The sequence below is a fragment of the Halostagnicola sp. A-GB9-2 genome, from assembly GCF_030068615.1.
Taxonomy (GTDB): domain Archaea; phylum Halobacteriota; class Halobacteria; order Halobacteriales; family Natrialbaceae; genus Halostagnicola.
Genome location: NZ_JASJOC010000004.1, coordinates 343017 through 368327, shown reverse-complemented (window position 1 = coordinate 368327; position 25311 = coordinate 343017). Strand labels below are relative to the sequence as shown.

The 25311-nt window shown below is 60.2% G+C and carries 22 protein-coding genes and 3 tRNA genes; 11 read left to right on the top strand and 14 right to left on the bottom strand.

Annotated features, from left to right (window positions below):
• Window positions 1-73: 73 nt before the first annotated feature.
• From QNM96_RS12930 to QNM96_RS12920, 3 genes are all read left to right on the top strand, one after another.
• Window positions 74-643 (top strand): magnesium transporter, encoded by a 570-nt coding sequence (locus tag QNM96_RS12930; protein ID WP_283836807.1) that lies wholly within the window; start codon window positions 74-76, stop codon window positions 641-643.
• Window positions 643-1221 carry a magnesium transporter gene (locus QNM96_RS12925; protein WP_283836805.1) on the top strand — a complete coding sequence of 193 codons (579 nt, stop codon included), beginning with the start codon at window positions 643-645 and terminating at the stop codon, window positions 1219-1221. The genes QNM96_RS12930 and QNM96_RS12925 overlap by 1 nt, the downstream gene beginning before the upstream one ends.
• A gap of 80 nt (window positions 1222-1301) precedes the next feature.
• Window positions 1302-1679: a hypothetical protein gene (locus QNM96_RS12920; protein WP_283836804.1), complete on the top strand. Its 378-nt coding sequence runs from the start codon at window positions 1302-1304 to the stop codon at window positions 1677-1679.
• Window positions 1680-1710: 31 nt separating this feature from the next.
• Here the strand turns inward: QNM96_RS12920 and QNM96_RS12915 are convergent, their stop codons facing one another.
• Window positions 1711-2919: a TrkA C-terminal domain-containing protein gene (locus tag QNM96_RS12915; RefSeq protein WP_283836803.1), complete on the bottom strand. Its 1209-nt coding sequence runs from the start codon at window positions 2917-2919 to the stop codon at window positions 1711-1713.
• Window positions 2920-3112: 193 nt separating this feature from the next.
• Between QNM96_RS12915 and serS the strand changes: the two genes are divergently transcribed.
• Window positions 3113-4492, top strand: a complete 1380-nt coding sequence (gene serS / locus QNM96_RS12910; protein WP_283836801.1) for a serine--tRNA ligase — start codon at window positions 3113-3115, stop codon at window positions 4490-4492.
• 251 nt (window positions 4493-4743) lie between these two features.
• Here serS and QNM96_RS12905 read toward each other — a convergent pair whose 3' ends face one another.
• A complete protein-coding gene (locus tag QNM96_RS12905; RefSeq protein ID WP_283836799.1) occupies window positions 4744-6930 on the bottom strand; it encodes an elongation factor EF-2 in 2187 nt (728 codons plus the stop codon).
• Window positions 6931-7180: 250 nt separating this feature from the next.
• Here QNM96_RS12905 and QNM96_RS12900 point away from each other — a divergent pair, with 250 nt between their 5' ends.
• Window positions 7181-7936: a DUF5781 family protein gene (locus QNM96_RS12900; protein WP_283836797.1), complete on the top strand. Its 756-nt coding sequence runs from the start codon at window positions 7181-7183 to the stop codon at window positions 7934-7936.
• Window positions 7937-8213: 277 nt separating this feature from the next.
• Here the strand turns inward: QNM96_RS12900 and QNM96_RS12895 are convergent, their stop codons facing one another.
• From QNM96_RS12895 to QNM96_RS12860, 8 genes are all read right to left on the bottom strand, one after another.
• Window positions 8214-8822 (bottom strand): 30S ribosomal protein S7, encoded by a 609-nt coding sequence (locus tag QNM96_RS12895; RefSeq protein ID WP_283836795.1) that lies wholly within the window; start codon window positions 8820-8822, stop codon window positions 8214-8216.
• Window positions 8823-8824: 2 nt separating this feature from the next.
• On the bottom strand, window positions 8825-9253 hold the full coding sequence (locus tag QNM96_RS12890) for a 30S ribosomal protein S12 (RefSeq protein ID WP_004267302.1): 429 nt from the start codon (window positions 9251-9253) through the stop codon (window positions 8825-8827).
• A 278-nt stretch (window positions 9254-9531) separates the two neighbouring features.
• Window positions 9532-9951: a NusA-like transcription termination signal-binding factor gene (locus QNM96_RS12885; RefSeq protein ID WP_283836786.1), complete on the bottom strand. Its 420-nt coding sequence runs from the start codon at window positions 9949-9951 to the stop codon at window positions 9532-9534.
• Window positions 9951-11144: a DNA-directed RNA polymerase subunit A'' gene (gene rpoA2 / locus QNM96_RS12880; RefSeq protein ID WP_283836785.1), complete on the bottom strand. Its 1194-nt coding sequence runs from the start codon at window positions 11142-11144 to the stop codon at window positions 9951-9953. The genes QNM96_RS12885 and rpoA2 overlap by 1 nt, the downstream gene beginning before the upstream one ends.
• Complete coding sequence (locus QNM96_RS12875) at window positions 11137-14100, bottom strand: DNA-directed RNA polymerase subunit A' (RefSeq protein ID WP_283836784.1); 2964 nt, start codon at window positions 14098-14100, stop codon at window positions 11137-11139. Before QNM96_RS12875 ends, rpoA2 begins: the two co-directional genes overlap by 8 nt.
• Window positions 14101-14103: 3 nt before the next feature.
• Window positions 14104-15933, bottom strand: a complete 1830-nt coding sequence (rpoB, locus tag QNM96_RS12870; RefSeq protein ID WP_283836783.1) for a DNA-directed RNA polymerase subunit B — start codon at window positions 15931-15933, stop codon at window positions 14104-14106.
• Window positions 15934-15939: 6 nt separating this feature from the next.
• Window positions 15940-17520 carry a DNA-directed RNA polymerase subunit B'' gene (locus QNM96_RS12865; RefSeq protein WP_283836782.1) on the bottom strand — a complete coding sequence of 527 codons (1581 nt, stop codon included), beginning with the start codon at window positions 17518-17520 and terminating at the stop codon, window positions 15940-15942.
• Entirely contained in the window at window positions 17521-17748 is a 228-nt protein-coding gene (locus QNM96_RS12860; RefSeq protein ID WP_283836781.1) for a DNA-directed RNA polymerase subunit H, read from the bottom strand.
• Window positions 17749-18045: 297 nt separating this feature from the next.
• On the opposite strand from QNM96_RS12860, the gene QNM96_RS12855 reads away from it, so the two are divergent.
• The 4 genes from QNM96_RS12855 (at window position 18046) to QNM96_RS12840 (ending at window position 20612) form a co-directional block, all read left to right on the top strand.
• A tRNA-Asp gene (locus QNM96_RS12855) sits at window positions 18046-18118 on the top strand.
• Between the two features lie 730 nt (window positions 18119-18848).
• Window positions 18849-18921: transfer RNA gene (locus QNM96_RS12850), tRNA-Asp, on the top strand.
• 730 nt (window positions 18922-19651) lie between these two features.
• A tRNA-Asp gene (locus QNM96_RS12845) sits at window positions 19652-19724 on the top strand.
• A 435-nt stretch (window positions 19725-20159) separates the two neighbouring features.
• Window positions 20160-20612 (top strand): hypothetical protein, encoded by a 453-nt coding sequence (locus QNM96_RS12840; protein ID WP_283836780.1) that lies wholly within the window; start codon window positions 20160-20162, stop codon window positions 20610-20612.
• On the opposite strand, the gene QNM96_RS12835 is transcribed toward QNM96_RS12840, so the two are convergent.
• Window positions 20593-21354, bottom strand: coding sequence for a protein-L-isoaspartate O-methyltransferase (locus QNM96_RS12835; protein WP_283836779.1), 762 nt, complete (start codon window positions 21352-21354; stop codon window positions 20593-20595). The two genes, QNM96_RS12840 and QNM96_RS12835, sit on opposite strands and share 20 nt — an antisense overlap.
• 145 nt (window positions 21355-21499) lie before the next feature.
• Window positions 21500-22057, bottom strand: coding sequence for an RNA 2',3'-cyclic phosphodiesterase (gene thpR / locus QNM96_RS12830; RefSeq protein WP_283836778.1), 558 nt, complete (start codon window positions 22055-22057; stop codon window positions 21500-21502).
• Between the two features lie 144 nt (window positions 22058-22201).
• Here thpR and QNM96_RS12825 point away from each other — a divergent pair, with 144 nt between their 5' ends.
• Window positions 22202-22963, top strand: coding sequence for a tetratricopeptide repeat protein (locus QNM96_RS12825; protein WP_283836777.1), 762 nt, complete (start codon window positions 22202-22204; stop codon window positions 22961-22963).
• Between the two features lie 30 nt (window positions 22964-22993).
• On the top strand, window positions 22994-23284 hold the full coding sequence (locus tag QNM96_RS12820; protein ID WP_283836962.1) for a DUF424 family protein: 291 nt from the start codon (window positions 22994-22996) through the stop codon (window positions 23282-23284).
• 54 nt (window positions 23285-23338) lie between these two features.
• Here QNM96_RS12820 and QNM96_RS12815 read toward each other — a convergent pair whose 3' ends face one another.
• Both QNM96_RS12815 and QNM96_RS12810 read right to left on the bottom strand, forming a co-directional pair.
• Window positions 23339-24220 (bottom strand): ABC transporter permease subunit, encoded by an 882-nt coding sequence (locus QNM96_RS12815; protein ID WP_283836776.1) that lies wholly within the window; start codon window positions 24218-24220, stop codon window positions 23339-23341.
• Window positions 24217-25212: an ABC transporter ATP-binding protein gene (locus tag QNM96_RS12810; protein ID WP_283836775.1), complete on the bottom strand. Its 996-nt coding sequence runs from the start codon at window positions 25210-25212 to the stop codon at window positions 24217-24219. The genes QNM96_RS12815 and QNM96_RS12810 overlap by 4 nt, the downstream gene beginning before the upstream one ends.
• Between the last annotated feature and the right edge of the window lie 99 nt (window positions 25213-25311).

The following is a 25311-nucleotide window of genomic DNA, read 5'->3' as shown; positions in this document are numbered from 1 at the left end:
GACGAGATCCCGATATCCGGTCGTCAGAGTCCCTTCTCGTTAGGTTTAACAGGGTACTGTGTGAGTCACAGATATGAGTGTCCGCGGTGACGTCTGGTCGATCTACCGTGAAGCGATCCCCATCCTACTCATCGCGCTTGGCGGCGGCCTCTTCGCCGGATTAGTACTCGAGGGAATGGTCGAAAGCGTCGAACGATTTCCCGGCTTACTCGTGATGGTTCCCGTCTTTCTGGCCACGCGAGGAAACGTCTACGGCGCGCTCGGCGGACGCATCTCGAGCGGACTCCACCAGGGACTGATCGAACCGCGATTCGACTGGAACGAGCGACTCGTGAACGCGGTCGTGGCGTCGTTTATCAACGGTATCGGCATCTCGGTCGTGATCGGCGTCGTAACGTGGCTCGCACTCCAGATCATCGGCTGGGAGTCCGCCGCACTCTACGAGTTCATTGGGATCATGCTCATCGCGGGCGTACTAACCTCGTTCGTGTTGATATTCGGACTGCTGGCGTTGATCTTCGCCGGCTACAAGTACGGGTACGACCCGGACAACCTCGTCGGCCCGATCGTCACCACGCTCGGTGACATCTTCGGCATGCTGTTCTTGCTGTTCGCCATCGGCATCGTCGAGGTGATCGTCTGATGGTCGTTCCGCAGGGCTCGCTCGGGACGTGGGACGTCCGGAGCATCGTCGGCAACATGTTCCCGCTGTTGATCGTTCTCACCGTAATCGTGCTGATCGCGGGGATTACACTCGAGGACGCAGAGGAAATGCTCACCGAGTACGGGTTGCTCGCCGTCATGGTCCCGACAATGGTCGACATGGGCGGAAACCTCGGCGCGATATTGAGCTCGAGGCTCTCGACGCGGCTTCACCTGGGGACGACAGATTTCGATCCGCGCGATCGAGAGCTGTGGGCGAACGTCCTTGCCGTCCTCGCCCTCGGCGCGACGATATTCACCGCACTCGCGGTCGGCGCGTGGCTCATCGGGCAGGTCATCGGCGCCGCGCTCCCGCTGTCGGTGCTGCTGACGATTTCGCTGATCAGCGGGATGTCGGTCGTGGTGATTGCGGTCATCTCCAGCTTCGCCGCGACGTACGCCTCGTTCCAGCTCGGGATCGACCCCGACGACACGACGATCCCGATCGTCACGAACGTCGTCGATGTCTTCGGGATGGTTATTTTCATCGGCGTTTCGGCGCTCGTGCTCGGCTTCTGATCGGCACCGGGAAGGGACGAGCGTGGATTCAACGAACGATCTCGAGAAACGCTTATTCACAGTCGCCGACATGCATCAGTATGAACGATAACGGAACCCTCCAGACGACGCTCTCGATCGTGCTCGGAATCGTCCTCGTCGCTCTGGGCATCGGAGCCTACGTACTTTCTGACTTCGCGAGTGTCACGGCGCTAATCCCGGCCATCTTCGGCGTGGTGATCACCGCTCTGGGTGCCATCGGCCGGAAAACGAATCGAGAACGGCTGAGCATCTACGGGGTCGGAGTCCTGGCGCTCTTGGGAGTCATGGGATCCCTCCGGGGAATCCCGGACATCATCGCACTGGTCACCGGAGAAAGCGTCGACTCAAGCGTCGCCGCGATTTCCCAGGGGGCGATGATACTGATCAGTCTCGTCCTCGTCCTCGCCGTCGGAAAATACGTCCTCGACGAGCGGTAACGATTGCCGCGAACGGCCGATGCCCCGCGAGTCAGGCCCGCGCTAATTTTTCGAACTCGTCGGCCGCCGTTCGCGTCCCTTTCGAAATGAGAACATCCCCGCCGCGGAGTGTCGCGCCGGCTTCGCCGACGAGCAGCCATCCCTCCTCAGGGCGACGGATCGCGATAACGGACATCGTCGCATCGACGTCGGGAACGCCAGCGGTCACGGACGTGCCGTCGAGTTCGCTTCCCTCCTCGAGTTCGACGCGAGTGAGGATCTCGTCGCTCTCTTGGACCGCGAGGTGGACGACCGGGTGAACGTCGATATCCCTGAGAACGCCCTCACTGATGTCGACTGCGGCGTCGCTGATGACCTCCGTACTGCTGCCGAGGTGAATCAGTCCCCGAAGCGCGACCGGGTCTTCGGCGTCGGCGGCCGCTCGCAGCGTCCAGGCTTCGAAGCGCGACTCCATGGCGTCGACTTCGACCTCGAGGTTTCGAACTTCCTCGGCAAGTTCCTCGCTGTCGAAGAGAATAGAGCTATAAGCCAGATCGACAGCCAGCTCCGAGAGGTTCTTCATGTGCACAATCGTGTCGACGGCGCGCTCTAAGTCGTCGATCGCCGGCGCATCTGTCGCCGGCGGGTCGTAGGGCTTGCCGGTGAGTTGTTCGAACACGTCGCCGATCGACGACTCGGGGCCGCGAAGAAACGCGACGTCATCGGCCTCGATACGGGTCGTCGGACCAGGATTGAGCAACCACTCCTCACCCCGGCGAAGTGCGATAACCCGCACGCCGGTTTTAGATTCGAGGTCGATATCCTCGAGCGTCCGGCCCTTGTACTCGGAATCGCCGTCGACAACGCCGCGGACGAGCATCTCGACCGCCTCGGGGAGCGCCGCGCGCATCGCCTCGGGAAGTCTGATATCCTCGAGGACGATCTTCGCGATATCGCCGGCGGCGTCGCTGATCAGTCCCGCCGCGGCGACGATACCGAGCACTGGCGCGAGCTGTTCTGCTTCGTCCGGACTGCGAGCGGCCATCATCAAGCTCATTCGCGCGCGAAGCTCGAGGACGTCCATGCGCTCTTCCAACCGAAGGACCTCCGTCGCAAGCTCTTCGTTACGGTGTAAAACCGCGGAGTAGGACAGATCTATCAGCAGTTCCGCGGTGTCTTTCATCTCAACCAGGACGTCTTTGACGCTGACGGGCTCGTATTCGACGGGCCGCGACGACGCTTCGCCCTCGAACGGATCCATAGCGGAGAACTGCGCCCCCGGCAAAAAAGCGTTTCCCGCGAACTGCGGCTTCGAAGCAGACAGTGCCGATATGAGTCATCCCGAGACGGATTACGACCACTCGTTCCGGATCGGGCGGTCTCGTTGCGATTTGATTCACGGAAAACGTCGTCTTCCGACACGGTTTTGCCGAGTGACAAAGAATCACCGTTCAATGCTCGATCGGACTTATCTACGCGAGAACCCTGACGCGGTACGCGACGCTCTCGAGAATCGAGGGACCGACGTCGATTTCGACGAGATCCTCGACCTCGACGAACGCTGGCGCGAACTGAAAGCACGCGGCGACGAGCTTCGTCACGAGCGCAACGAGATTAGCTCTCAGATCGGCGAACTGAAACAGGAGGGCAAAGACGACGAGGCCGAGGAAGCCATCGAGCGATCGCAGTCGCTCAAAGCCGACATCGAGGACGTCGAATCCGAGGCTTCGGAACTCGAGGACGAACTCGAAGCGCAGATGCTCGAAATCCCACAGGTCCCCGACGAGAGCGTCCCCGTCGGCGAGGACGAGGCCGACAACGTCGAACACCGCCGCTGGGGCTTTGACGGCGAGCACGACCTGCCCGAGGAGGTCGTCCCCCACTACGATTTGGGCGAGGAACTCGATATCATCGACGAGGCTCGCGGCGCGAAGACGACCGGCTCCGGCTTCTACTTCCTGAAAGGCGACGGTGCCCGCCTCGAGCACGCGCTGATCCAGTTTATGCTCGACGTCCACCGTGAGCAGGACTACGTCGATATCTTCCCGCCGGTCCCGGTCAATAGCCAGTCGATGCGCGGAACCGGCCAGCTTCCGAAGTTCGCCGACGACGCCTACCGCCTCAGCGGGGATAACGAGGAAGCGTACGACGACGACGACCTCTGGCTCTGTCCGACCGCGGAGGTCTCGGTCACCAACATGTACGCCGACGAGATCCTGCTTTCCGATGACCTCCCGCTCAAGCATCAAGCCTACTCGCCGAACTTCCGACGCGAAGCCGGCGAGCACGGGACCGAGACGCGGGGCATCGTCCGCGTCCACCAGTTCAACAAAGTCGAACTGGTCAACTTCGTCGACCCCGAGGACAGCGAAGAGCGCCTCGAGTCGTTGCTCGGGGAAGCAGAAGAAGTCCTGCGCAAACTCGAGCTTCCCTACCGAATCCTCGAGCTCTGTACCGGCGACCTGACCTTCGCCTCGGCCAAGACCTACGACATCGAAGTCTGGTCGCCTGGCGACGACATGGAAGACGGCCCCGAGGAAGGCGGCCGGTGGCTCGAGGTCTCCTCGGCGTCGAACTTCAAGGAGTTCCAGGCTCGTCGCGCCGGGCTTCGATACCGACCCGAGCGACACGAATCAGCCGAGTACCTGCACACGCTGAACGCCTCCGGGCTCGCGCTTCCTCGAGTGATGGTGGCGGTCCTCGAGTATCATCAGAACGACGACGGAACCGTGACGATTCCCGAGGCGCTTCGGCCGTACATGGGCGGTCAGGAAGTTATCGAGGGCCACGAGAAAGTCGGTGAGAGTGCGCTCGGAGCGGGCGAGCGCGAATAACGAGACGCACGGCCAGTTGCTTACTCGAGACACTCGGCCTGTTCAGCCTGTAGACCGCCACGTTAACTGTTTCAACGAAACGACAACTACCGGCACAACTTGGTGCTCAGAATTTACGTTTCGCTGATAAGAATAACTAAGACCAGCAACTGCAGCCGATTCAATAATCGTATACGGAACGAAGAAGCGGCTCTCAACCGAAGGGACAATCGAAAAGGCGATATCCGCAAAACGCGATCCGCAGAACGGCCTTAGATATACTCGATAGCCGGCGGCAGCTCGAGTTTCATACCCTTGCGCTCTCGGATCTCCATAACCTTCTCACGCTGGAGCGAGTCGGACATGACCTCGAAGCCTGCGTTCTCCGTGTTCCAGGAGGCGCGACCCTCGGTCGCGGAGCGAATGTCGCTCGCGAATCCGATCATCTCGTCGACGGGCGCGATACCCTCGACGACCATGAGGTCTCCTTCCTGGTACATGTCGTCGACGCGGCCACGACGACCCTGGATCTCGCCGGAGGCGGCACCCATGTGGTCGTTCGGCACGTCGATACGGCAGTCCTGCATCGGCTCGAGCATCTTGATCTGGCCGTCGATCAGCGACTTGTGGACGGCGTTTCGCGTTGCCGGGATAACCTGTGCAGGGCCACGGTGGATGGTGTCCTCGTGGAGCCGTGCGTCGTGAAGTCGGATGAGCGTTCCCTGGACCGGCTCGTTCGCGAGCGGACCGTTGTCGAGGGCGTCCTCGAGTCCCTCGATGAACAGCTCCATCGTCTCGTTCAAGTGCTGGATACCTTTCGTCTGGTCCAGCAGGATGTTCGAGCCGTGAATGTGCTCGACGTCCTGGGAGTCATCTTTGTCCATGCCGGATTCCTGCAGGGCTTCGCGGCGTTCCTGCTCGGGCATGTCCATGGACGCCTCGCCCATCTTAATCGTGTCGACAAGTTCCTCCGAGAGCGGCTCGACGGAGATGTAGAAACGATTGTGGCGGTTCGGCGAGATCCCCTCGACCTGATCACTGGCCTGCTGGATCGCTTCGCGGTAGACAACGATCGGTTCACCGGTGTTGACCGGAATCCCCTGGTTCTTCTCGATACGCTGGGTGATAACCTCGAGGTGGAGCTCACCCTGACCGGAGATCAGGTGTTCGCCCGTATCCTCGTTGATCGTAATCTGGATCGTTGGATCCTCCTTGGAGACCTGTCGGAGCGTTTCGATCAGCTTCGGCAGGTCGTCCATGGTCTGTGCTTCGACGCTCTTGGTGATGACCGGCTCGGAGATGTGCTCGATCGATTCGAACGGCGTCATCTCGACGCTCGAGACGGTCGAACCGGCGATCGCATCCCGAAGACCGGTGACGGCGGCGATGTTCCCTGCCGGAACGTTGTCCACTTCCTCGCGTTCGCCACCCATGTAGATACCGACGGACTGAACGCGGTTCTTGCCCGCGGTCCCGGAAACGTAGAGTTCCTGGCCCTTCTCGAGTGTTCCCGAGAAGACACGACCGCTGGCGATCTCGCCGGCGTGTGGGTCCATCGAGATATCGGTGACCATCAGAACGACTTCGCCAGATTCGTCGACGAGGCGCATCTGCTCTGCGAGTTCGGATTCGGCGTCGCCACGCCAGACCCGCGGAATACGACGCGGCTGTGCGTTGACTGGGTTCGGGAAGTGCTCACAGACCATGTCGAGCACGACGTCCGACAGCGGCGTCTTCTCGTGGAGCTCCTGGCGACTGTCCGAGCGCTCGAGTTCCATGATCTCGGCGAAGTCCATGCCGGTCCGTTGCATCGACGGCATCGAGACGCCCCACTTGTAGAGTGCGGAACCGAAGCCGACGGTACCGTCTTCGACGGAGACCGTCCAGTCCTCGATGTCGTCCATATCCTGGGTCATTCCCCGGATCAGTTCGTTGACGTCGTTGATGACCGAGACGAGACGCTGTTGCATCTCCTCGGGACCCTCCTGCAGTTCGGAAATCAGGCGGTCGACCTTGTTGATGAACAGGGTCGGTTTGACGCCTTCGCGAAGCGCCTGCCGGAGGACCGTTTCGGTCTGTGGCATGGCACCCTCGACGGCGTCGACGACGACGAGCGCACCGTCAACGGCACGCATCGCACGGGTTACGTCGCCACCGAAGTCGACGTGGCCCGGCGTGTCGATGAGGTTGATGAGGTGGTTCGTGTCCTCGTACTCGTGGGTCATCGAAACGTTCGCCGCGTCGATGGTGATCCCACGTTCCTGCTCGTCTTCTTCCGTGTCCATCGCGAGCTGTTCACCGGCAGTGTCGTCGGAGATCATGCCGGCACCGGCCAGCAGATTGTCCGAAAGCGTCGTTTTACCGTGATCAACGTGAGCGGCGATAGCGATGTTCCGGATGTTCTCCGGTTCGTCCATCAACCGTTCACACTCCTGTACGATCTTCTTGCGTCGGCCCATATATCCACCTTTACCGGCAGTGGGGTCAAAAGGGTAGTGTTTCGCTGGCGTCGGAAATCGAGACAATAACCCGCTGGATGACGTGAATCTCCCGTTTCCGTGAGTGAATACCACGCAAGATCGAACCGGCAGAACGGAACCTTCAGCGGATCTCATCGCAATCAAAACCCCCACCGACTCGAGCAACAGTGCTCGACGCCGACGAACGGGCGAAAAAGACATACATGACCAGCCCTTGCTACTGATAACCATGGATATCCGCGTGCACGGATCGGGCCCCGCCGCCCCCTTTCTCAGCGCCCGTGACCGCTTCGAAACCGAACACGACCTCTCACTCCCCGTTACCGTTCGTCTCAGAGACGACCCCGACGAACGGACCTGGGCCGCCCACTACGATGACTACCACGTGCTGAACATCTCGAGACAGGTCGCCTCGAGCGCGATGGCCAGCGAACTCGCCCTCCACGAGTTCGCCCATATGGCCCGCCACGAGGAGGCCCACCCCTCTCACACCCAGTCCATCGACGAAGTACTCTACCTCTCGCTCGCGGGCAAGCGCGTCGAGCGCCGAAAACTCGCCCACTGCTACCAGATCGCCAATCACATGAAAGACATCTACGCCGACGACATCACCCTCTCGGTGGGCCCCGGCGAGAAACTACTTGCCTTCCTCGAGTCCTCGCTCGCGGCGGCGGTCGCGGATCGGCCGAACCCGCCTTCGAGACCCGGCCTCGAGCGAATCTCGCCGAGCGCCGACCCCGAAATCACCGCAGTCAACGCCGCGTTTGCGCTGGCGCTGGCCGAACGTCACGACCTCCTCGAGGACGACCACCGACTGTACGACCTCGCCCACGCGGCCGCGATGGACGCCCCCGGCATCGATTTCGAGGGATTCAGAGAACGGTTTCGAGAGTTGACCGAGGAACCGGACTCGAGTTCCTACAAGCAAGTGCTCGTGGACGCGACGCGATCCTACGTCAGCGACGACACCGTAGCGGCGGACTGAAGCCGAGGCGACCGCGTGCTCGAGAGAACGAACGACTCCGTCCCGGATGAGAGCTACGGCCCGGACAAGCGTGTGCGAGTTGGTTTCTGAACCATCACCGCGTGATCTCTGACGACATCTCCCGTCGATTGCTCGAGGGCCGTCACGAAGATGGTTGTGCTCTCGAGTGCTGTGGCGACAAATCGCCGTAGTAGAGATCCGAAACCACTCAAAACCGCCTACCGTGAAAACGAGAGCTATCGCTCCCGAGGGGCTGAAAACAAAAGTGAAAAACGCGTTAGCGTGCGGCGGCCGCAACGCGCTCTTTTTCTTCTTTCTGACTGATCGCGTACGTCTGGACGTCGTAGTCCGCGGCACCGATCAGCTGGCTCGCGATCGCCTCTTCAGCGGGCGTCGGCGTCTTGAAGGAGTTGCTCTGGACGCCGTCGGCGATGAACTTCAACGACTGGTCGACACGTCGCTGTGGGGCGACGTCGACCGCCTTCGGAACGGAGATGCCACCGTATTTCAGGCGGACGGTCTCCTCTCGAGGTGCGGCGTTTTCGACGGCCGAGACGAGCACCTGCACGGGGTTTTCCTCCGTGCGTTCGTGGATGATGTCGAAGGCCTCACGGACGAGGTTCAGCGTCTGCTGTTTCTTGCCCGTGTTCTCTTCGGTCTGCATCAGCCGGTTGATGAAGCGCTCGACGATCGAGATCTGGGACTTCTGGAACTGCTTGCTCGCGTGTCGGCCCGCGGTGTGAGCAACGGGCGTCGCGTTGATGTATCGCTCCGTCGACGGGTCGCCGTACTCGATCTCGCCGATGTCCCACTTGCCGAACAGCTGCGCTGAAACATCAGCATCGCCGGCGGGTGCATCTGGGTCTGGTTGGTCTTCTGCCGCCATGATTATCGCACCGGTTTTTCCGCGTTTCCGCGAACGAGTTCTTTGAGTGCGACACCGTTGACCTTGTCAACCTTGTAGTTAACACCGGAAAGGTCACCCATCGCACGACCCTTCGCTCCACCGATACCGGCGATGGTCACTTCGTCGTGCTCGTCGATGAACGAAATTGCACCGTCACCGGGACAGAACGCGGTGACCTGCTTTCCGTTCTTGATCAGCTGCACTCGGACGCACTTTCGAATCGCCGAGTTCGGCTGTTTTGCCTCGATACCAACCTTCTCGAGGACAATCCCGCGAGCCTGCGGGGCACCCTCGAGCGGGTCGGACTTCTCTCGAAGTCCACGTGCACGGCGCGCGTAGTCAGAGTCGGACCACCGCTGATTCTGGCGGTCCTTCTTGAGCTTGCGCGCGGCGTATTTGCCGTTTGCCATGCACGTCGGTATCCGACGGAGGCACTTAAGCATCCCTGTTTGGAGTCGGCGTTACGTCCCGAGAACGCTCGAGGTACCCCCCTCGAGGAATCTGAGCGCGTTTCATAACGACTCGAGTTACGGGCAGAACGCGGCGTAGCGCCCCTCGGCGGGCAGGAGGTGTCGGAATGGTCGCCGACAACTCGTCTTTCCCGTTTCGGAACGCATCTCGAACCCCCCATCGCGAAAGACGTCCCTCGAGTCAACTCGTTTCTCGCAAAAGGAAACTCGCGACCGCGTCAGATCAACTGCACGTCGTCGAATCCGAAGTGCCGGTCGCACAACGTGCGTGCCCGCTCGATCGTCTCGCCGTTCGAACCGATCGCGACGCCGCGGTCTTCGTCCGCGACCTCGACGTAAGCCACGAGGTCGTCGTTCTCGCTGACCGTTACGTTGTACACCGCAGCCGGCGCGAGCGTGTTCGCGACGAACGTCTCGGGGTCATCCGCGTCTTCGACGAGCCGAACCGACTTGTCGACGCGGTCCTCGAACTGCATCACGTTCTGTCCGCCGGGCCCGATCGCCTCGCCCATCTCGCCGCTTTCGACCACGATTAACAACTGGTCGTCGTCGACGAGACAGTCCTGGCCCGTCGTCTCGGTCGCGTCTTCGAAGGCCGCGAGGTACTGACGTGCCTCGTCCTCGAGGGTGACGCCCATCAGTCGGCTTGACTACTCGGCCCGGTCGATCCCATCCGCAGGTCGACGTCACCGGTTCCGAGCTTGATCGGTTTGCCGACGATGACGTTCTCCGTAACGCCGTCGAGTTCGTCGATCTCGCCGTGGATCGCCGCGTTCAGGAGGTGATTGACCGTGACCTCGAACGCCGCCCGTGCGAGGACGGAATCTTTCGATCCGGAGATGCCGTGGCGACCGATCGACTCGATCGTTCCTTCGTTGCTCATCATGTCGGCGACAAGCATCAGGTGCCGAACGTTCACGTCGTCGAGCCCCTGCTCGGCCAGCGTGTTGTTCGTCTCCTCGATGATCGTCTCTCGAGCGGCTTCGATCCCGAGATTGCGGTGGATCTCGTGGATGTTGTTACACTTCGTTCGCGAGGCGTCGACGCCCTCGATCGCGAGCGCGTCGCCGAAGGCCGACCCCTCGGTGTAGAGGACGAACTCCTCGTTGCCGTCGTCCAACTCTTCGCGCCGGATAACGACCCGAGAGACCTCTTCGATACCCTTGAACGTGATATCCCGAAGCTCTTCAACGAGCTGAAGGAGATCGCGGTAGGACGGCTCTTCGGGACCGAATTCGATCGTTGGCCCTTGCTGGACTGTCTTCACGCCGAGGTTGTCTTCGATGATCCCCGCGACCGCTTCGGCGGAGATCATTCGCTCCTCGAGCGTGTCCTGGTTCAGCGAGATCTGAACGCGCATGTCGGCGACGTTCGTCGACACGTCACCGAGTGCGAGGATCTGCGTCGCCTCGATCTTCCAGACGACCTCGTGGGCTTTCTCGCGTTCGGTCGCGTACTCGTCCTCGAGGAACACCGTCATCATCGGTGTATCCGGCGTCTTCCGTGCGTCGACAAGCTCGATGAGGCGTGGAAGCCCCTGGGTCACGTCGATCTCCGCGACGCCGGCGTAGTGGAACGTGTTCATCGTCAGCTGCGTCCCGGGTTCGCCGATCGACTGCGCGGAGACGGTGCCGACGGGGTCGAGCGGATCGACTCGCGTATCGACGTACTTGTTCTCGACGGCGGTGACGATTTCGTTGATCTGCTCGTTCGTGAGCGCGTCTCGAGCTTCGATCGTCTCGTAGACGTTGTCTTTGAGTCGTCGCGGCAGATCCGAATCTTCGACGAGAACGATCGTGTCCTCGCTGACGTCGTAGGCAATCTCAGTCATCGGAGCTCACCTCCGCGCCGTCGGGCAATCGACGACTGTCCGCGTGCTCGGAGAGGTTCGTCGTCTCCTGTTTCGGACCGATGAACGCCGCCTTCTCGGCGTCGTCCTCGAACTCGGCCTCGACGATGCGGTCGGCGATTCCGTCGACGTCGACGGCGTGTTCCTCGTCGGAGCCGACCTTGACTGGCGAGGTGCCGTCCTCGCCGAACTCGAACTGAACGATCGTGTCGCTCGTATCTCGAACGGTCCCGTCGTACTGGGTCTCGAGTTCCGAGAGCGCGTTGATCAGCCGGCGCTGGAGGTAGCCGGACTTCGACGTCCGGACTGCCGTGTCGACCAGCCCTTCGCGGCCACCCATCGCGTGGAAGAAGAACTCGCGCGGTGTGAGTCCACTCGTGTAGGAATTCTCGACGAACCCGTGTGCCTCAGCCGAGAGGTCGTTCGGTTCGTAGTGCGAGAGGGTCCGGTCCTCGTAGCCGCGGTTGATACGCTCTCCCCGAACTGCCTGCTGGCCGACACAGCCGGCCATCTGGGTCAGGTTGAGCATCGAGCCACGCGCTCCGGATTCGGCCATGACTACGGCCGGGTTATCCTCCGTGAAGTGCTCCTCCGCAATGTTACCCGCGTTGTCACGTGCCCGCGAGAGCGTCTGCATGATCTTCATCTCGAGGGTTTCGTCGATCGTTCGGCCGGGCAGGCTCTCGAGTTCGCCCGCATCGTAGGCGTCGATGAGTTCCTCGACGCGGTCGTTCGCATCGAGGATCGTCTCGTCGATGCGATCCTGAGCCTCTCCGGGGATCGTCTCGTCGTCGATCCCGATCGAGAACCCGAAGTGCATGATCGCACGCATCGCCAGCGTCGAGACTTCGTTGATGAAGACTCGAGCGCGGGTGTTCCCGTACTCCTTTGTGATTGTGTCGACGATCTCTCCACCGAACTCGCCAACCTCGTCCTCGGCGATGGTGCCCTCGAGGAGCTGTCCGTCCTCGATGGTCACGTCCTCGCCGACGGTGCCGGTAAAGTGGAGGTTGAGATCGTCCGGCAGGAGTTCGGAAAAGACATCGTGGCCAGTCCAGAACGGTTCGTCTTCGTCATCGATACCGCTCGGCTCCGGCAGCTCGTCGATCCGCGTCGCACGAAGCAAGTCGAGTGCCTGTGTCTCGTTGAACCGCGGATTGTCGTGTGTCAGCAGGTACGTCCCGGAGATGTGGTCCTGAATCGCGCCGATGATGTTCTCACCGAAGCGGGGGCTCAGGATCTGTTCTTGCACGCGCATGAGGACGCGCGCTTCGGCGCGTGCCTCCTCGTTTTGTAACGCGTGCATGTTCATCTCGTCACCGTCGAAGTCAGCGTTGTACGGCGGACAGACGACAGTGTTGAGACGGAACGTCTTGTACGGCATGACCACGACCTCGTGGGCCATAATCGACATCCGGTGCAAGGATGGCTGGCGGTTGAAGATCACGATGTCGCCGTCAATGAGGTGTCGGTTGACCTCCCAGCCGGGACCGATCGTTTGGATCCCTTCCGCGTCGGAATCTTCGGTCATTCCTGCGAGTGCCTCGCAGTTCTTCTCGGTGACCTTCAGCCGACGGCCGTCGGGTCGGCGAACGTAGTTCGCACCGGGGTGTGAGTTCGGTCCGTTCGCGACGTATCGTCGCGCATCCTCAACGTTTCGCTCTGTGACGAGCATCGTCTGGGTCATCTCCGATGCGACCCGGTCGGGGACACCAACCTCATTAAGCGAAAGGGTCGGGTCCGGCGAGATGACAGTCCGGGCGGAGAAGTTCACACGCTTCCCCGAAAGGGATCCGCGGAAACGCCCCTCCTTACCCTTGAGTCGCTGACTGAGGGTCTTGAGCGGTCGACCCGAGCGGTGTCGGGCTGGCGGCGTTCCGGAAATCTCGTTGTCCATGAACGTCGTGACGTGGTACTGCAGCAGTTCCCAGAGGTCCTCGATAATCAGCTGTGGCGCACCGGCTTCGCGGTTCTCCATGAACCGCTGGTTGATCCGGATGATGTCCACAAGCTTGTGCGTGAGGTCGTCTTCAGAACGCTGGCCGTTATCCAGCGTGATCGACGGTCGTGCCGTCACGGGCGGGACCGGAAGGACGGTGAGGATCATCCACTCCGGACGGGAACGGTCGGGATCGATTCCGAGCACTTCGATATCCTCGTCGGGAATGTTCTCAAACCAATCCCGGATATCGCTCGGCATTAGCTTGTTTGTGTCCTCCTCAGTCAGGTCGATGTCCAGTGCCTTCTCGATAGCCTTTCGCTGGCTCTCGCGCGGACGGAACGATCCCGAGAGAATCTCGTTGACTCGAGTGATCTCGATTTCGGTCTTTTCAGCGAGTTCGTCCGGCGTCGTTCGCTCGATGCCTTCCTCTTCATCGCCCTGCATGGCACCGGCGATACGCTGAGAGAACTCACTCGTGAGAACCTGCTGGACCTCGTAGTAGGTCGTCGGCTTCTCGTGATCGATGTCGTACTGAATTTCGCCGCAGTGTGGACACCGATCCTTCTTTCGAGCCTGCCGGATCGCCGCTTTGGTGACGTCGTTTAAGTCCCGCCCCAGTTTTCGAGATTCCGTGATGTCGTCGCGGAACTCGTCCCGCTCGTCTTCGGTCAACAGGAGCTTCGAACACTCTCGACAGGTTCCTCGAAGGAGCCGTCGAATGAGTTTCGTAAAGCCGACGTGGATAACCGGCGCGGCCAGTTCGATGTGGCCGAAGTGACCGTTACACGACCCGGAGTGTTTACCGCAGGTCTTACACTCGAGACCGGGGTCGATAACGCCCAATCGCGGGTCCATCAGCCCCATGTCGATGGGGAACCCGTCGTCGTCGTACGTGTCCGCGGTGATGATCTTCGTCGCGCTCATCTCCCGATACTCTTCGGGCTCCATGAGCCCGAAGTTTATCGATCCAATGTCTTTTGGTGTGCTGTTTTGCATGGGTTAGACGGCGTCTACTAGTTCCAGTCGTGGTGCGATACCCAGCGCCTTCATCTCGTCCAAGAGGAGCTTGAATGCGTAGCTCATCTCGATTTCGTGGATGTCGGTCTCCTCGTCACAGTTCGGGCAGTAGACCCGGCGCTGCTCGACGTTCTCGACTGCGCTCATCCCACACTGCCCGCAGATGTTGATGAACTCGCGGTCGGATTCGTCGAGGAGTCGCTCTTTGAGGGTCATCGCCGCACCGTGGCCAATGAAAACGTCCCGTTCCATCTCACCGATACGGAGTCCACCCTCACGGGCACGACCCTCTGTCGGCTGACGGGTAAGAACCTGCACGGGCCCGCGAGAGCGAGCGTGCAGTTTGTTCGAGACCATGTGGTAGAGCTTCTGGTAGAAAATGATCCCGACGAAGATCTCGGCCTCGATCTTCTCGCCCGTGATGCCAGAGTACATCGTCTCCTTCCCTGACGACTCGAAGCCGGACTCCTCGAGTCCGCCTCGAAGTTCGTCTTCGTCCTCGCCGAGGAACGGCGTTCCGTCGACGCGACGTCCTTCCATCGCACCGAGTTTCCCGCCGATCATCTCGAGGATGTGCCCGACGGTCATCCGCGACGGCAGTGCGTGCGGGTTAAGCACGAGGTCGGGGACGACACCCTCTTCGGTGAAGGGCATGTCTTCTTGCGGTGCGAGGTGGCCCACAACTCCCTTCTGGCCGTGCCGAGACGCGAACTTGTCCCCGAGTTCGGGGATCCGTTCGTCGCGCACGGAGACCTTCGAGAGCTTCGAGCCGTCCTCGCCTTCCATCAACGTAACCGTGTCGACGACGCCGCTCTCTCCCGAGCGCATCGTGACACTGGTCTCCCGTCGTTTCTGTGGCGAGAGGCCACCCATGTCGTCGGGCTCCTCGAGGAAGCGCGGTGGACTCGTCTTCCCGAGCAGCACGCTGTTTTCGTCGACCTTCGTTTCGGGATTGACCAGTCCGTCCTCATCCAGGTGCGTGTAGGCATCCTCGCCTCGAGCACCGCGGACGTCCTGTGACGGAATCTCGAAGCGGTCTTCCTGACCGCCCGGATAGCGTCGTTCCTCGCCCTCGTAGGTCCGGAAGAAGTGCGAGCGAGCGAGCGCGCGTTCGACCGAGGCCTTGTTCATGACGAGGGCGTCCTCGATGTTGAACCCCTCGTAGCTCATCACGGCGACGACGAAGTTCTGTGCGGCGGGTCGGTCGTCGAAGCCGATCTGTTCGGTCGTCTGCGTTTTGACCATCGAGAGCTGCGGGTAGTGTAGCAGATGCTGGCGCGTGTCCGGACGAATTCGGTAGTTCGCTGACGGCAGTCCTAGCGACTGCTTGATCATCCCCGCACCCATCGTAATGCGCGGCGAGGCGTTGTGTTCCGGATACGGAATCATCCCCGCACCGATCCCGAAGATGAGCTGCGGGTCGATCTCGAGGTGTGTGTGGCGTTCGTTGAGATCGTCCTCCTCGACGGCCACGTAGATGTCCTCTTCCTCCTCGGCGTCGATGAACTCGATGTAGCCGTGGGCGACGAGATCTTCGAACTCGAGTTCGTCGTTACGAAGCGCTTCGATCTCGTCGTCGGTAATTCGCGGTTCGCCGTCCTCGACGACCAGTAGGGGCCGTCGCGCTCGTCCGGCGTCGGCGTTGATGATTACTTCGCGCGTGCGATCTTTCACGGAGACGTTGACCATCTCCGAAACGTCGCCGATACGTCGCGCTTCGCGGATCTGTTCGGCAAGTTCGTGCGGATCCTCGTGTGTCCCCACCAGCGATCCGTTCACGTACACCTTGGCTTCTCGTTGTTGGCTACTCATTATTGGTTAGTCGTCTGCTGGCGATGTCGTACGCTCGATGCCTTCGAGGCCCGGAATTCCTTCGACCCCCATCGATGCCAGTTCGCGTTTGAGTCCCTGTTCGTCCTCGACGTTCTGGGAGAGTTCCATCGCCTGCGCGAAGTTCTTCACCAGTCCGCAGTTCGGTCCTTCCGGCGTCTCCGAGGGACAGATGCGACCCCACTGGGTCGCGTGTAAGTCCCGCGCCTCGAAGTGTGGCTGCGACCGCGAAAGTGGCGACCGCAGACGGCGAAGGTGAGAAAGAACTCCCATGAAGTCAGTTCGGTCGACCAGCTGAGAGACGCCCGAACGACCGCCAACCCAGTTCCCCGTCGCGATCGGGTGCTCGAGGCGTTCGGTGAGCACGTCCGATCGCACGACGGTGTTGACCGACAACTGACGATTTCGCATGTTTGCACGCTCGAGCTGGTACTTCACGTCCCGGGCCAGCTTGTTCAGCGCAGTTCGGAACAGATCCTTCATCAGGTCGCCGCTGACCTTCAGTCGCTTGTTCGCGTAGTGGTCCTTGTCGTCGGATTCTCGGCGGTCGAGTGCGAGCTCGAAACACGCCTCGGCCATCCGACAGAGGTAGTGGGCCTTGTTGATTCGGACGTCTTCTTCCTCGACACCGTCCTCGTGGAGGTGGGGAAGCAGGTACCGATCGATGACGTAGTTCGCCCGTTTGAGCTGGTAGTTCTTGCCCTGACCGGAGGCGACGCGTTTCCCGAGTTCCTCGATCGCTTGCTCTTCGCTCTGGACTTCCGCTTCCTCCAGGTTCTCGAGCATGTACTTGACGACCTCGGGGTCGTTCGACACCTTGTGGACGATCTCCTCGTCGGATTCGAGGCCGAGTGCGCGGACGAGCGTGACGAAGTTGATCGAGCCCGATACGGATGGGAACGAAACCTCGAGCAGTCCGTCTCGCGTCCGTTCACACAGCACGAGTGCGCGATAGCCACGGCGCTGGGAGAACGTCTTGGCGACCTGAATCTCGTCGCCGTATTTGGTGTCGTACTCCGCGAGGATCTTGTTCGGTGCGAGGTCCTCGCTGGTCATCAGCACGCGCTCGGAGCCGTTGACGATGAAGTAGCCACCGGGATCGGCGGGGTCTTCGCCGATGTCGATCAGTTCCTGATCGGAAAAGCCCGCGATGTTACACTTATCGGAGCCGACCATGACCGGCATCCGACCGATCTTCGTCTCCGTGGAGTCGACGACCCGCTGGTCGCCCTCCTCGCCCTTGACGATGGACATCTCCATGAAGACCGGCGCGGAGTAGGTGATGTTCCGGAGTCGAGCCTCCTGTGGGTAAAGTAGCTCTTCGGAGCCGTCGGCCTCCCGAACGCGGGGCGTGACGACACGGACGTCACCGAGTTCGACGTGGACTGGTTCCTCGCCTTCCTTGTCGCCGATGTCCGTGTCGATCGTCTCCTTCTCGTCGACCACCCGCTGCATCCCCCGGTTAAGGAAGGAGTTGAACGAACGGTAGTGGTGTTCTGCGAGTCGTTCCCTCGAGAAATATTCGCGCGAAATGTCCCGTCGTTTTTCTCTGTTAAGTTCTGTTGCCATTTATTCCACCACGAGTCGGTAAATTACCGCCTGATCAGTCGTTCGTGAATCCCGAACGATTTTGATTACGTCCCCGATCTCTGCGTCGTCGGGCAGTGCGGGGTCGTTGCGTTTGATTTTCGGCAGGTCTGTACGGTCGATGTCGTACTCGTCGAGTACTTCATCGAGGACATCGTCCTCGAGGATAGTGTGCTCTGGAACGAGTTCGTGTTGGCTTACGTCTACCATGGGTTGTGCTGGGCTATGGGGAGAGAAGCTGCTGTCACGAGATACTACAGTGACGTATCGGCGGCAGGCAGTTAAGAGTTTCTAAGTCGGACGCAAGCGTAGCGCTATCCGGCCGGCCAAACCTGACCGGAGTAGCCGTTCACACTCCAAAATACCCCGTTATCAGTTAAATCCCTTTTGGGAACTGTTGTTTCGTTGATTTTTCTTAGAGAAACGACCCTCCTCGAGATCGACTACCATACAGCAACCGAGTAAGAATCCTTAAGAGTGTCACCGGGAAAGGAATGGTTGTCAGGTGCCCGGGTGGTGTAGTGGCCCATCATACAACCCTGTCACGGTTGTGACGCGGGTTCAAATCCCGCCTCGGGCGTCTTTCTTCCGCGAACAATTTCGACGAGCACCGCGTAGCGTGTGCTCGTCTTCGTGAGCGGAAACGACGGCATAAGGGATTTGAACTAAAGAGCACGCAACCGAGCGAAGCGAGGTCGTTCGACCGTAGTTCAAATCCCGCCTCGGGCGCTTTTTCGAGAACTAATACGACGACCGAAGCGAGTCGCTTGTTCTCGAAAACCTAACAAGGGATTTGGATACAAGTAGTCGCACCGCCCGGAACGGCTCTACTGGGTCCAAATTCCACCTCGAGCCGTACCTGATTCTACTTCTCGAGCGAACAACAGCTGTGGCAAACGAGAACTGAGATCATCAACTATCCAGCTACAATGCAGTATGGCGAGTCCCATCGTTAGCAGAGCGGTGAGAAACTGTAGTTCATAACCCCGATCCAGGTAGTGATCCAAAGTTGCATTCCGACCGCAAACAACAATACAAGTCCGAACGCGCGGGTTCGATCCGCACCAACATCATCGACGGCCACCTCCAAAAGTAGCGATCCCGGTTACGCTCGTAGTGGAGGGGCACACCTCTTAAGGACTGGTAGCTACGACGTCAAACTTCTCCGGAATAGGAGAGCCAAAGCGGAGCAAACGGAAAGCCAAGTTCGAACGCTCGAGAATTGCCTCGACGTCCCCGTTTCGCACTACCACGCGGCCCTCGATTGGAAAGCCTTAATACCATCACCGGGAAAGGAATGATTGTCAGGTGCCCGGGTGGTGTAGTGGCCCATCATACAACCCTGTCACGGTTGTGACGCGGGTTCAAATCCCGCCTCGGGCGTCTTTCTTCCGCGAACAATTTCGACGAGCACCGCGTAGCGTGTGCTCGTCTTCGTGAGCGGAAACGACGGCATAAGGGATTTGAACTAAAGAGCACGCAACCGAGCGAAGCGAGGTCGTTCGACCGTAGTTCAAATCCCGCCTCGGGCGCTTTTTCGAGAACTAATACGACGACCGAAGCGAGTCGCTTGTTCTCGAAAACCTAACAAGGGATTTGGATACAAGTAGTCGCACCGCCCGGAACGGCTCTACTGGGTCCAAATTCCACCTCGAGCCGTACCTGATTCTACTTCTCGAGCGAACAACAGCTGTGGCAAACGAGAACTGAGATCATCAACTATCCAGCTACAATGCAGTATGGCGAGTCCCATCGTTAGCAGAGCGGTGAGAAACTGTAGTTCATAACCCCGATCCAGGTAGTGATCCAAAGTTGCATTCCGACCGCAAACAACAATACAAGTCCGAACGCGCGGGTTCGATCCGCACCAACATCATCGACGGCCACCTCCAAAAGTAGCGATCCCGGTTACGCTCGTAGTGGAGGGGCACACCTCTTAAGGACTGGTAGCTACGACGTCAAACTTCTCCGGAATAGGAGAGCCAAAGCGGAGCAAACGGAAAGCCAAGTTCGAACGCTCGAGAATTGCCTCGACGTCCCCGTTTCGCACTACCACGCGGCCCTCGATTGGAAAGCCTTAATACCATCACCGGGAAAGGAATGATTGTCAGGTGCCCGGGTGGTGTAGTGGCCCATCATACAACCCTGTCACGGTTGTGACGCGGGTTCAAATCCCGCCTCGGGCGTCTTTCTTCCGCGAACAATTTCGACGAGCACCGCGTAGCGTGTGCTCGTCTTCATGAGCGGACGGCATAAGGGAGTTGAACCCTGGAAGTCGCAGCCCCGCGCAGGCTCCTCGAGCCGAGCAGGATCGTCTTCCTTCGGTTCAAATCCCGCCTCGGGCGCTTTTTCGAATTTTAAACTCGTGAGCAACCAGCTTGTTGTCTCACGGGATTCTCGAGTTCTGAAGATGCTGATCTCGTTGGAGTAATCTCCTCATTTCAACGCCCACCCGGAGGGTTCGAGGCCGAGTTCATGGACAAGCCCCACCCTAAGCGCCAATGGCGCTTAGGGTGGGTAGTTGACCGCTCGAGCAGACGGAGACAACGGAACGCGAACAGACTATCCGCTCACGCTGAGCAAGACGTGAGTTTATATACCAATAGTCTGCCAAACGGCGTATGCGAACGCTCTCACGATTTCACGAGGACGATCGAGCGATCGAAGGACTCCCGATTCGGCTCGTCATCGCACTCGTTGTCGGCGTCGCCTGCCTCGGGATCATGATGAACATGCTCAGCGGCATCGGAACGCTCTCGGAGACCGAAGTCGACGTCGAAATCGATCCGACGACGATTCCCGCGGGTGCGGAAGAAGACGTCAATATAACCGTTATTGGCGAAGACGGAAACGATGTCGAAGGCGCGACCGTCATCGTCTCGAGCGGGAGCGCGTCGATCAATGAAACTGTAGATAACGAAACGGACAGCGACGGGACCACCATACTGAACCTCGAGCCCGAAATCAGACAGGGGCAGGGAACGGGAACGCTTGAGGTCGACGTCCATCCGCCGACGAGCACCGACTACGTCGACGAGCAGGCGAACAACGACATCATCGTGACCGAGGACTGATCCCGTCGTCCCACTCGATCCACTCCTGTTCCCAGCCCCGGCGAGACTGGGCGTGTCGAACGGCGTGTTCGCGATCCTCTCGAGCGGTTCGGTTTCGCTCGACGGCACCCGACTGTTCACCCTCGACCAATAGCGGATCGAACGAAACGGCACCACGTTCAACTTCCACCGGTGACCCGGCGGCCGAAACGGCTGTCAGCCGTTGGGTGTGGCTCCCCTGTGGATATACGAGACGGCCACTGTCAGCCAATTGCTGGAGAAGCGCTTGCGGCGGGGAAACCGCGGCCGCCTCGAGAAGAATTCGATCGAACGGTGCGTACTCCGGAAGTCCGTACGCGCCGTCCCGACAGTCGACGAGGATGCCTTCGTAATCCGCGTTCTCGAGGTTCGTTCGCGCCTCGTAGACGACGGGGCGAGCGATATCGATCGCGTGGACGTTCGTCTCGCCGACGAGTTCGGCGGTGACGGCCGCCGTGTAGCCGACCCCGGCACCGACGATCAAGACGTCGTCGTCCGCCTCCGGAGAAAGAACCTGTAGCAAGCGGGCAACAACGCTCGGGGCGAGGATTCGCGTTCCCAGACAGTCGGTATCCCGATCGGCGTACGCCAACTGCTCGTCGTCGAAGAACTCGTGACGAGGGACCTCACGCATCGCGACGCCGATGTCGTTGTCGATGAGGATCCCTTTGGCCGCGGATTCGAGCCCGTCGACCATATCTTCACGTAATACCGCCAAATCCATACGACGAGTAAACTGCCGGTGGTAATCAAAGACGCGCTTGCGTTACTGTGTGGCCTTCCGGTGGGGACGCGACCCCCCTACTTCCACCGAAATCGGCGAGCAACGAACTCGAGCACTCGAAAATCGGCTACTCCGACGAGATCAACTATCCAAGCGACAATCGCTCGACCGTCGAATAGCGCGGTCCGTCCCGCGAAAGCGTACTCTCGGTCAGCCGAACCGACGTAACACGGGTTTCGCCGATAGTTGGATCTCGATTTCGAACCGCCTCCTGCACCAAATCCTTCCCACCTGCGTGTTCCATTCGCGCGAGCGTAACATGTGGTGTGAAGTCGTGTTCCTCCGGTTCGAAGCCCATCGCCGTCGTTCGAGCTTCGATCGTTTCGTGTAACCGACGAAGCTGATCGCCGCCCGTTTCGACGCCCAGCCAGACAACACTGATGTACTCGAGGTCCGGAAAGACGCCGAGGCCGCCGAATCGAACGGTAAACGGGTCGATGTTGGCATCGGCGACGGCGGCCTCGAGTTCGGATTCGAGGTTCGGAACCTGGTCTTCGTCGACATCGCCGAGGAATTTGAGCGTGATATGCGCCTGGGTAGGATCGACGAAGTTCAACCCGCTGGCGTCCTCGAGTGCCGTCTGGAGATCGGCGACTGACTCCGTGAGTGTCTCGGGAAGGTCGATGCTGACGAACAGTCGCATGGGTAGCGATTCGGTGGGGAGGGTATTCAACGAACGGGGAGCCGCGACGCTCGAGAAGAAGCCGGCGGAATAGAGCGCGGACTGAGGAATTCTCGGTTGTCGAGGGTCGCAGGTCTTAACAGTCGTCGCCGCCAAAAAATTGCAATGACCGAACGAGAGAACGACCGAGATCCCGAACACCAGTTCTCCGAGGGAGAGGGACTCGACCAGTCGTATGACGAGTTCGATCTCGACCCGCCTGAGCTCGGCGTCGATCCGACGAAAGTCGACCCGGTCGACTCCCGGGCCGTCACGGACCTCCTAGACGAACGGAATATCGGGAGCGAAGACGTCGATGCCGAAGAACTGCTCGAGGTCGGCCTGAGCTACATGCGGATCAACCGCCACGAGCAGGCGACCGAAGCCTTCGAACGGGCGGCCAACTTCGCCGAAGACGACCTCGTCGAACAGGAGGCGTGGGTGAACAAGGGTGTCGCCCATTCGGAACTCGAGGAGTACGATCAGGCGATCGGTGCCCACCAGGAGGCGCTTCGAATCGACGACGAGAGCGAGCACGCGGCGAGTGCGGAGACGAACCTGGCCTACGCGCTCTGGGAGTTCGGCGAGACCGCACAGGCACTCGAGCACGCCGAGCGGGCCGTCGAAATCGACGAGCGGTTCGCACAGGCGTGGTTCAATCGTGCCTTTTTCCTCGCGGAACGGGGGCTCGCCGAGGAGGCCCACAACTGCATCGACAATGCGATTCGTCTCGGACTGCGAAACGCACAGGTTCTCGAGGAGAAGGCGCGAATCCTCGAGGAACTGGGCGAGTACGACGAAGCAGAAGAGATCGCCGAGGAGGCCAACGAGATGCGCGAGAGCGCAGAGGAGCGACTCGTTGAAGAGCGCCAGCAGCTACAGGAGTAGTCGTAACCACCGATGGAATCTGAGAGAGACATGCTCGTGACGGAACGCGAGACGCCGGAGGGGTTGCTCGTCGCCGTCTGTGACCGGGCGGTACTCGGAGAAACCTTCGAAAGCGACGATTTCTCCTTGACTGTCACCGAGGAGTTTTACGGTGGCGACGACGCCGACGAAGAGGCGGTCGCACACAGCCTCGCTCGAGCGACCGTCGCTAACATCGTTGGTCAGAAGTCGGTCGACCTCGCGATCGACGAAGGGATTGTCGACGAAGCGAACGTGCTCGAGGTCGGTGAGACGGTCCACGCGCAGTTGTTGCGGATGTGAGATGGCCGCGGTCGATGAGGAGATAGCTGCGGTCGAGAAGGCCGATCGCGCGACTTACAGCTCCGCTCTCTGGAATCGATAATACCCGATAGCCACGGGGACGACGAGCCAGAACAGGAGAACGACGATGCCGAACCACTCCTGTAAGAAGAATGGTGCGTCACCCGATCCGGCGTAGCGCTCGGCCGGCGTCAGCTGGTAGGCTTCGGTGGACTCGAGTCCGTACTGGAACTGGAAGGGGAAGATACCACCGTCGACGAGGGAATTCGCGAAGTTCGTGTATGCGAATATTGGATTGAACTGATCGATCAGTAGGTACCACGTTTCCACTTCGACGGGTGGCCCCTCGTCGTAGATGAGATAGTACGTACCGGCGGTGAGGAGTTCCCAGAGGGCGACGAACACCATGTAGATCCCAACGACGATAGCCATTGATCGACCGCGGGAGGAAACGCTCGCAGAGACCCCGACAGCCATCCCGACGAACGTGATTCCAAATAACACGGTTAGCGCGCCGAACGCGAGCCAGTCGGTGAACGGGACCGACCGAAACAGAACCAAGCTGAGAACGAACGCGACGATGAACGCGATGACAATAGCGACCACGACGACGCCGATTCGCCCGAGTAATTTGCCGAGCACGATGTCGGTCCGGTTCGGTGGAAGCCCGAGCAGGAGCTTAATGCTTCCCGATTGGCGCTCGCCGACGACGGCCATATAGCCGACGATAAGTGCGGCAACCGGCAGGACAACCTGTATCGGAAAGTTGAGGAAACCGAGCGCTTCGGAGGCGACCACGTCATCGAGAGTAGCCCAGATAGCAACGTACCCGATGACAACAATGCCGACGAACAATCCGACTATTCCCCAGAGCAATTTCGATCGTCCAGCATCGGCGAAATCCTTTCGAGCGACGGTGGCGATATGCGACGTCATCCGGCCACCTCGCTGTCCGGGTTCTGGGTCACAGGTTCGGTGGTATCCTCGGAAGCAATGTGCGAACGCTGGGCTCGCTCACTATCACCGTTCGTCAACGTCGTGAACAGCGACTCGAGGGACACCTCCTCGATTCGGATGTCGTGAATCGTCGCGCCCGTCCGCGTAAGTTCCGTGACGACTGTCGCCTTCGCCAGTGGATCGACGACGGAGCACTCGAGCGTTTGCCCGGAGACGGAGGCCGCGGTAACGCCCTCGATCGACGCGGCAGTCTCTCGAGCGTGTTCGTCGGCGTCCGCGAGGGTAAGCGTCATCGTCGCACCACCGCCGATAGATTCGCGCAGACCCTCGATCGTGTCGACCGCGACGAGGTGGCCGTCGTTCAACACGCCGATTCGGTCACAGACTGCGTCGACGTGCTCTAAGATGTGACTCGAGAAGAAGACGGTTGTCCCGGAGTCGGCCTCGCTCCGGACGAGTTCTTGCATTTCGCGGATTCCGTGTGGATCGAGACCCGAGGAGGGTTCGTCCATGATCAACAGATCGGGGTCGCCGACGAGCGCCATCGCCATCGCCAGTCGCTGGCGCATTCCCGTCGAGTATTCGCCCGCTCGGCGACGACGATCCTCGGGAGCTAATCCGACCCGCTCGAGAAGGTCGTCTGGGTCGTCGTCGGCGTCTTTGGTCTCGATCGCGAACTCGACGTGGCGGCGACCCGTCAATCGAGGGTAACAATCGAATCCTTCGGGAAGGACGCCGACGCGAGGACTGATCCGATCCGCTTCCTCCTGAGCGTCGTAGCCGAGTACCGTTGCCGACCCCTCGGTCGGGCGCGTAAAATCCAGCAGCGTGTTGATCGTTGTCGACTTGCCGGCCCCGTTTGGGCCGAGAAACCCGAACACTTCCCCCTCTCGAACCTCGAGATCGAGATCGGCGATTGCAGTCAAGTCGCCGTATCGTTTCGTCAAACCGGACGTGCGGATTGCAACCATCGTGCGGGCCCTACCACATTGTGCGTTATAATTCGACAGCCAGGGTTTCAGCTCGAGAAGGAGCGGGCCCTCATCGGAAAGTATCGGAGACAACGCGCC

Coding starts and splice junctions, on each gene's coding strand:
- QNM96_RS12930 (WP_283836807.1), top strand. CDS start 74: ATGAGTGTCCGCGGTGACGTCTGGTCGATCTACCGTGAAGCGATCCCC.
- QNM96_RS12925 (WP_283836805.1), top strand. CDS start 643: ATGGTCGTTCCGCAGGGCTCGCTCGGGACGTGGGACGTCCGGAGCATC.
- QNM96_RS12920 (WP_283836804.1), top strand. CDS start 1,302: ATGAACGATAACGGAACCCTCCAGACGACGCTCTCGATCGTGCTCGGA.
- QNM96_RS12915 (WP_283836803.1), bottom strand. CDS start 2,919: ATGGATCCGTTCGAGGGCGAAGCGTCGTCGCGGCCCGTCGAATACGAG.
- serS (WP_283836801.1), top strand. CDS start 3,113: ATGCTCGATCGGACTTATCTACGCGAGAACCCTGACGCGGTACGCGAC.
- QNM96_RS12905 (WP_283836799.1), bottom strand. CDS start 6,930: ATGGGCCGACGCAAGAAGATCGTACAGGAGTGTGAACGGTTGATGGAC.
- QNM96_RS12900 (WP_283836797.1), top strand. CDS start 7,181: ATGGATATCCGCGTGCACGGATCGGGCCCCGCCGCCCCCTTTCTCAGC.
- QNM96_RS12895 (WP_283836795.1), bottom strand. CDS start 8,822: ATGGCGGCAGAAGACCAACCAGACCCAGATGCACCCGCCGGCGATGCT.
- QNM96_RS12890 (WP_004267302.1), bottom strand. CDS start 9,253: ATGGCAAACGGCAAATACGCCGCGCGCAAGCTCAAGAAGGACCGCCAG.
- QNM96_RS12885 (WP_283836786.1), bottom strand. CDS start 9,951: ATGGGCGTCACCCTCGAGGACGAGGCACGTCAGTACCTCGCGGCCTTC.
- rpoA2 (WP_283836785.1), bottom strand. CDS start 11,144: ATGACTGAGATTGCCTACGACGTCAGCGAGGACACGATCGTTCTCGTC.
- QNM96_RS12875 (WP_283836784.1), bottom strand. CDS start 14,100: ATGCAAAACAGCACACCAAAAGACATTGGATCGATAAACTTCGGGCTC.
- rpoB (WP_283836783.1), bottom strand. CDS start 15,933: ATGAGTAGCCAACAACGAGAAGCCAAGGTGTACGTGAACGGATCGCTG.
- QNM96_RS12865 (WP_283836782.1), bottom strand. CDS start 17,520: ATGGCAACAGAACTTAACAGAGAAAAACGACGGGACATTTCGCGCGAA.
- QNM96_RS12860 (WP_283836781.1), bottom strand. CDS start 17,748: ATGGTAGACGTAAGCCAACACGAACTCGTTCCAGAGCACACTATCCTC.
- QNM96_RS12840 (WP_283836780.1), top strand. CDS start 20,160: ATGCGAACGCTCTCACGATTTCACGAGGACGATCGAGCGATCGAAGGA.
- QNM96_RS12835 (WP_283836779.1), bottom strand. CDS start 21,354: ATGGATTTGGCGGTATTACGTGAAGATATGGTCGACGGGCTCGAATCC.
- thpR (WP_283836778.1), bottom strand. CDS start 22,057: ATGCGACTGTTCGTCAGCATCGACCTTCCCGAGACACTCACGGAGTCA.
- QNM96_RS12825 (WP_283836777.1), top strand. CDS start 22,202: ATGACCGAACGAGAGAACGACCGAGATCCCGAACACCAGTTCTCCGAG.
- QNM96_RS12820 (WP_283836962.1), top strand. CDS start 22,994: ATGCTCGTGACGGAACGCGAGACGCCGGAGGGGTTGCTCGTCGCCGTC.
- QNM96_RS12815 (WP_283836776.1), bottom strand. CDS start 24,220: ATGACGTCGCATATCGCCACCGTCGCTCGAAAGGATTTCGCCGATGCT.
- QNM96_RS12810 (WP_283836775.1), bottom strand. CDS start 25,212: ATGGTTGCAATCCGCACGTCCGGTTTGACGAAACGATACGGCGACTTG.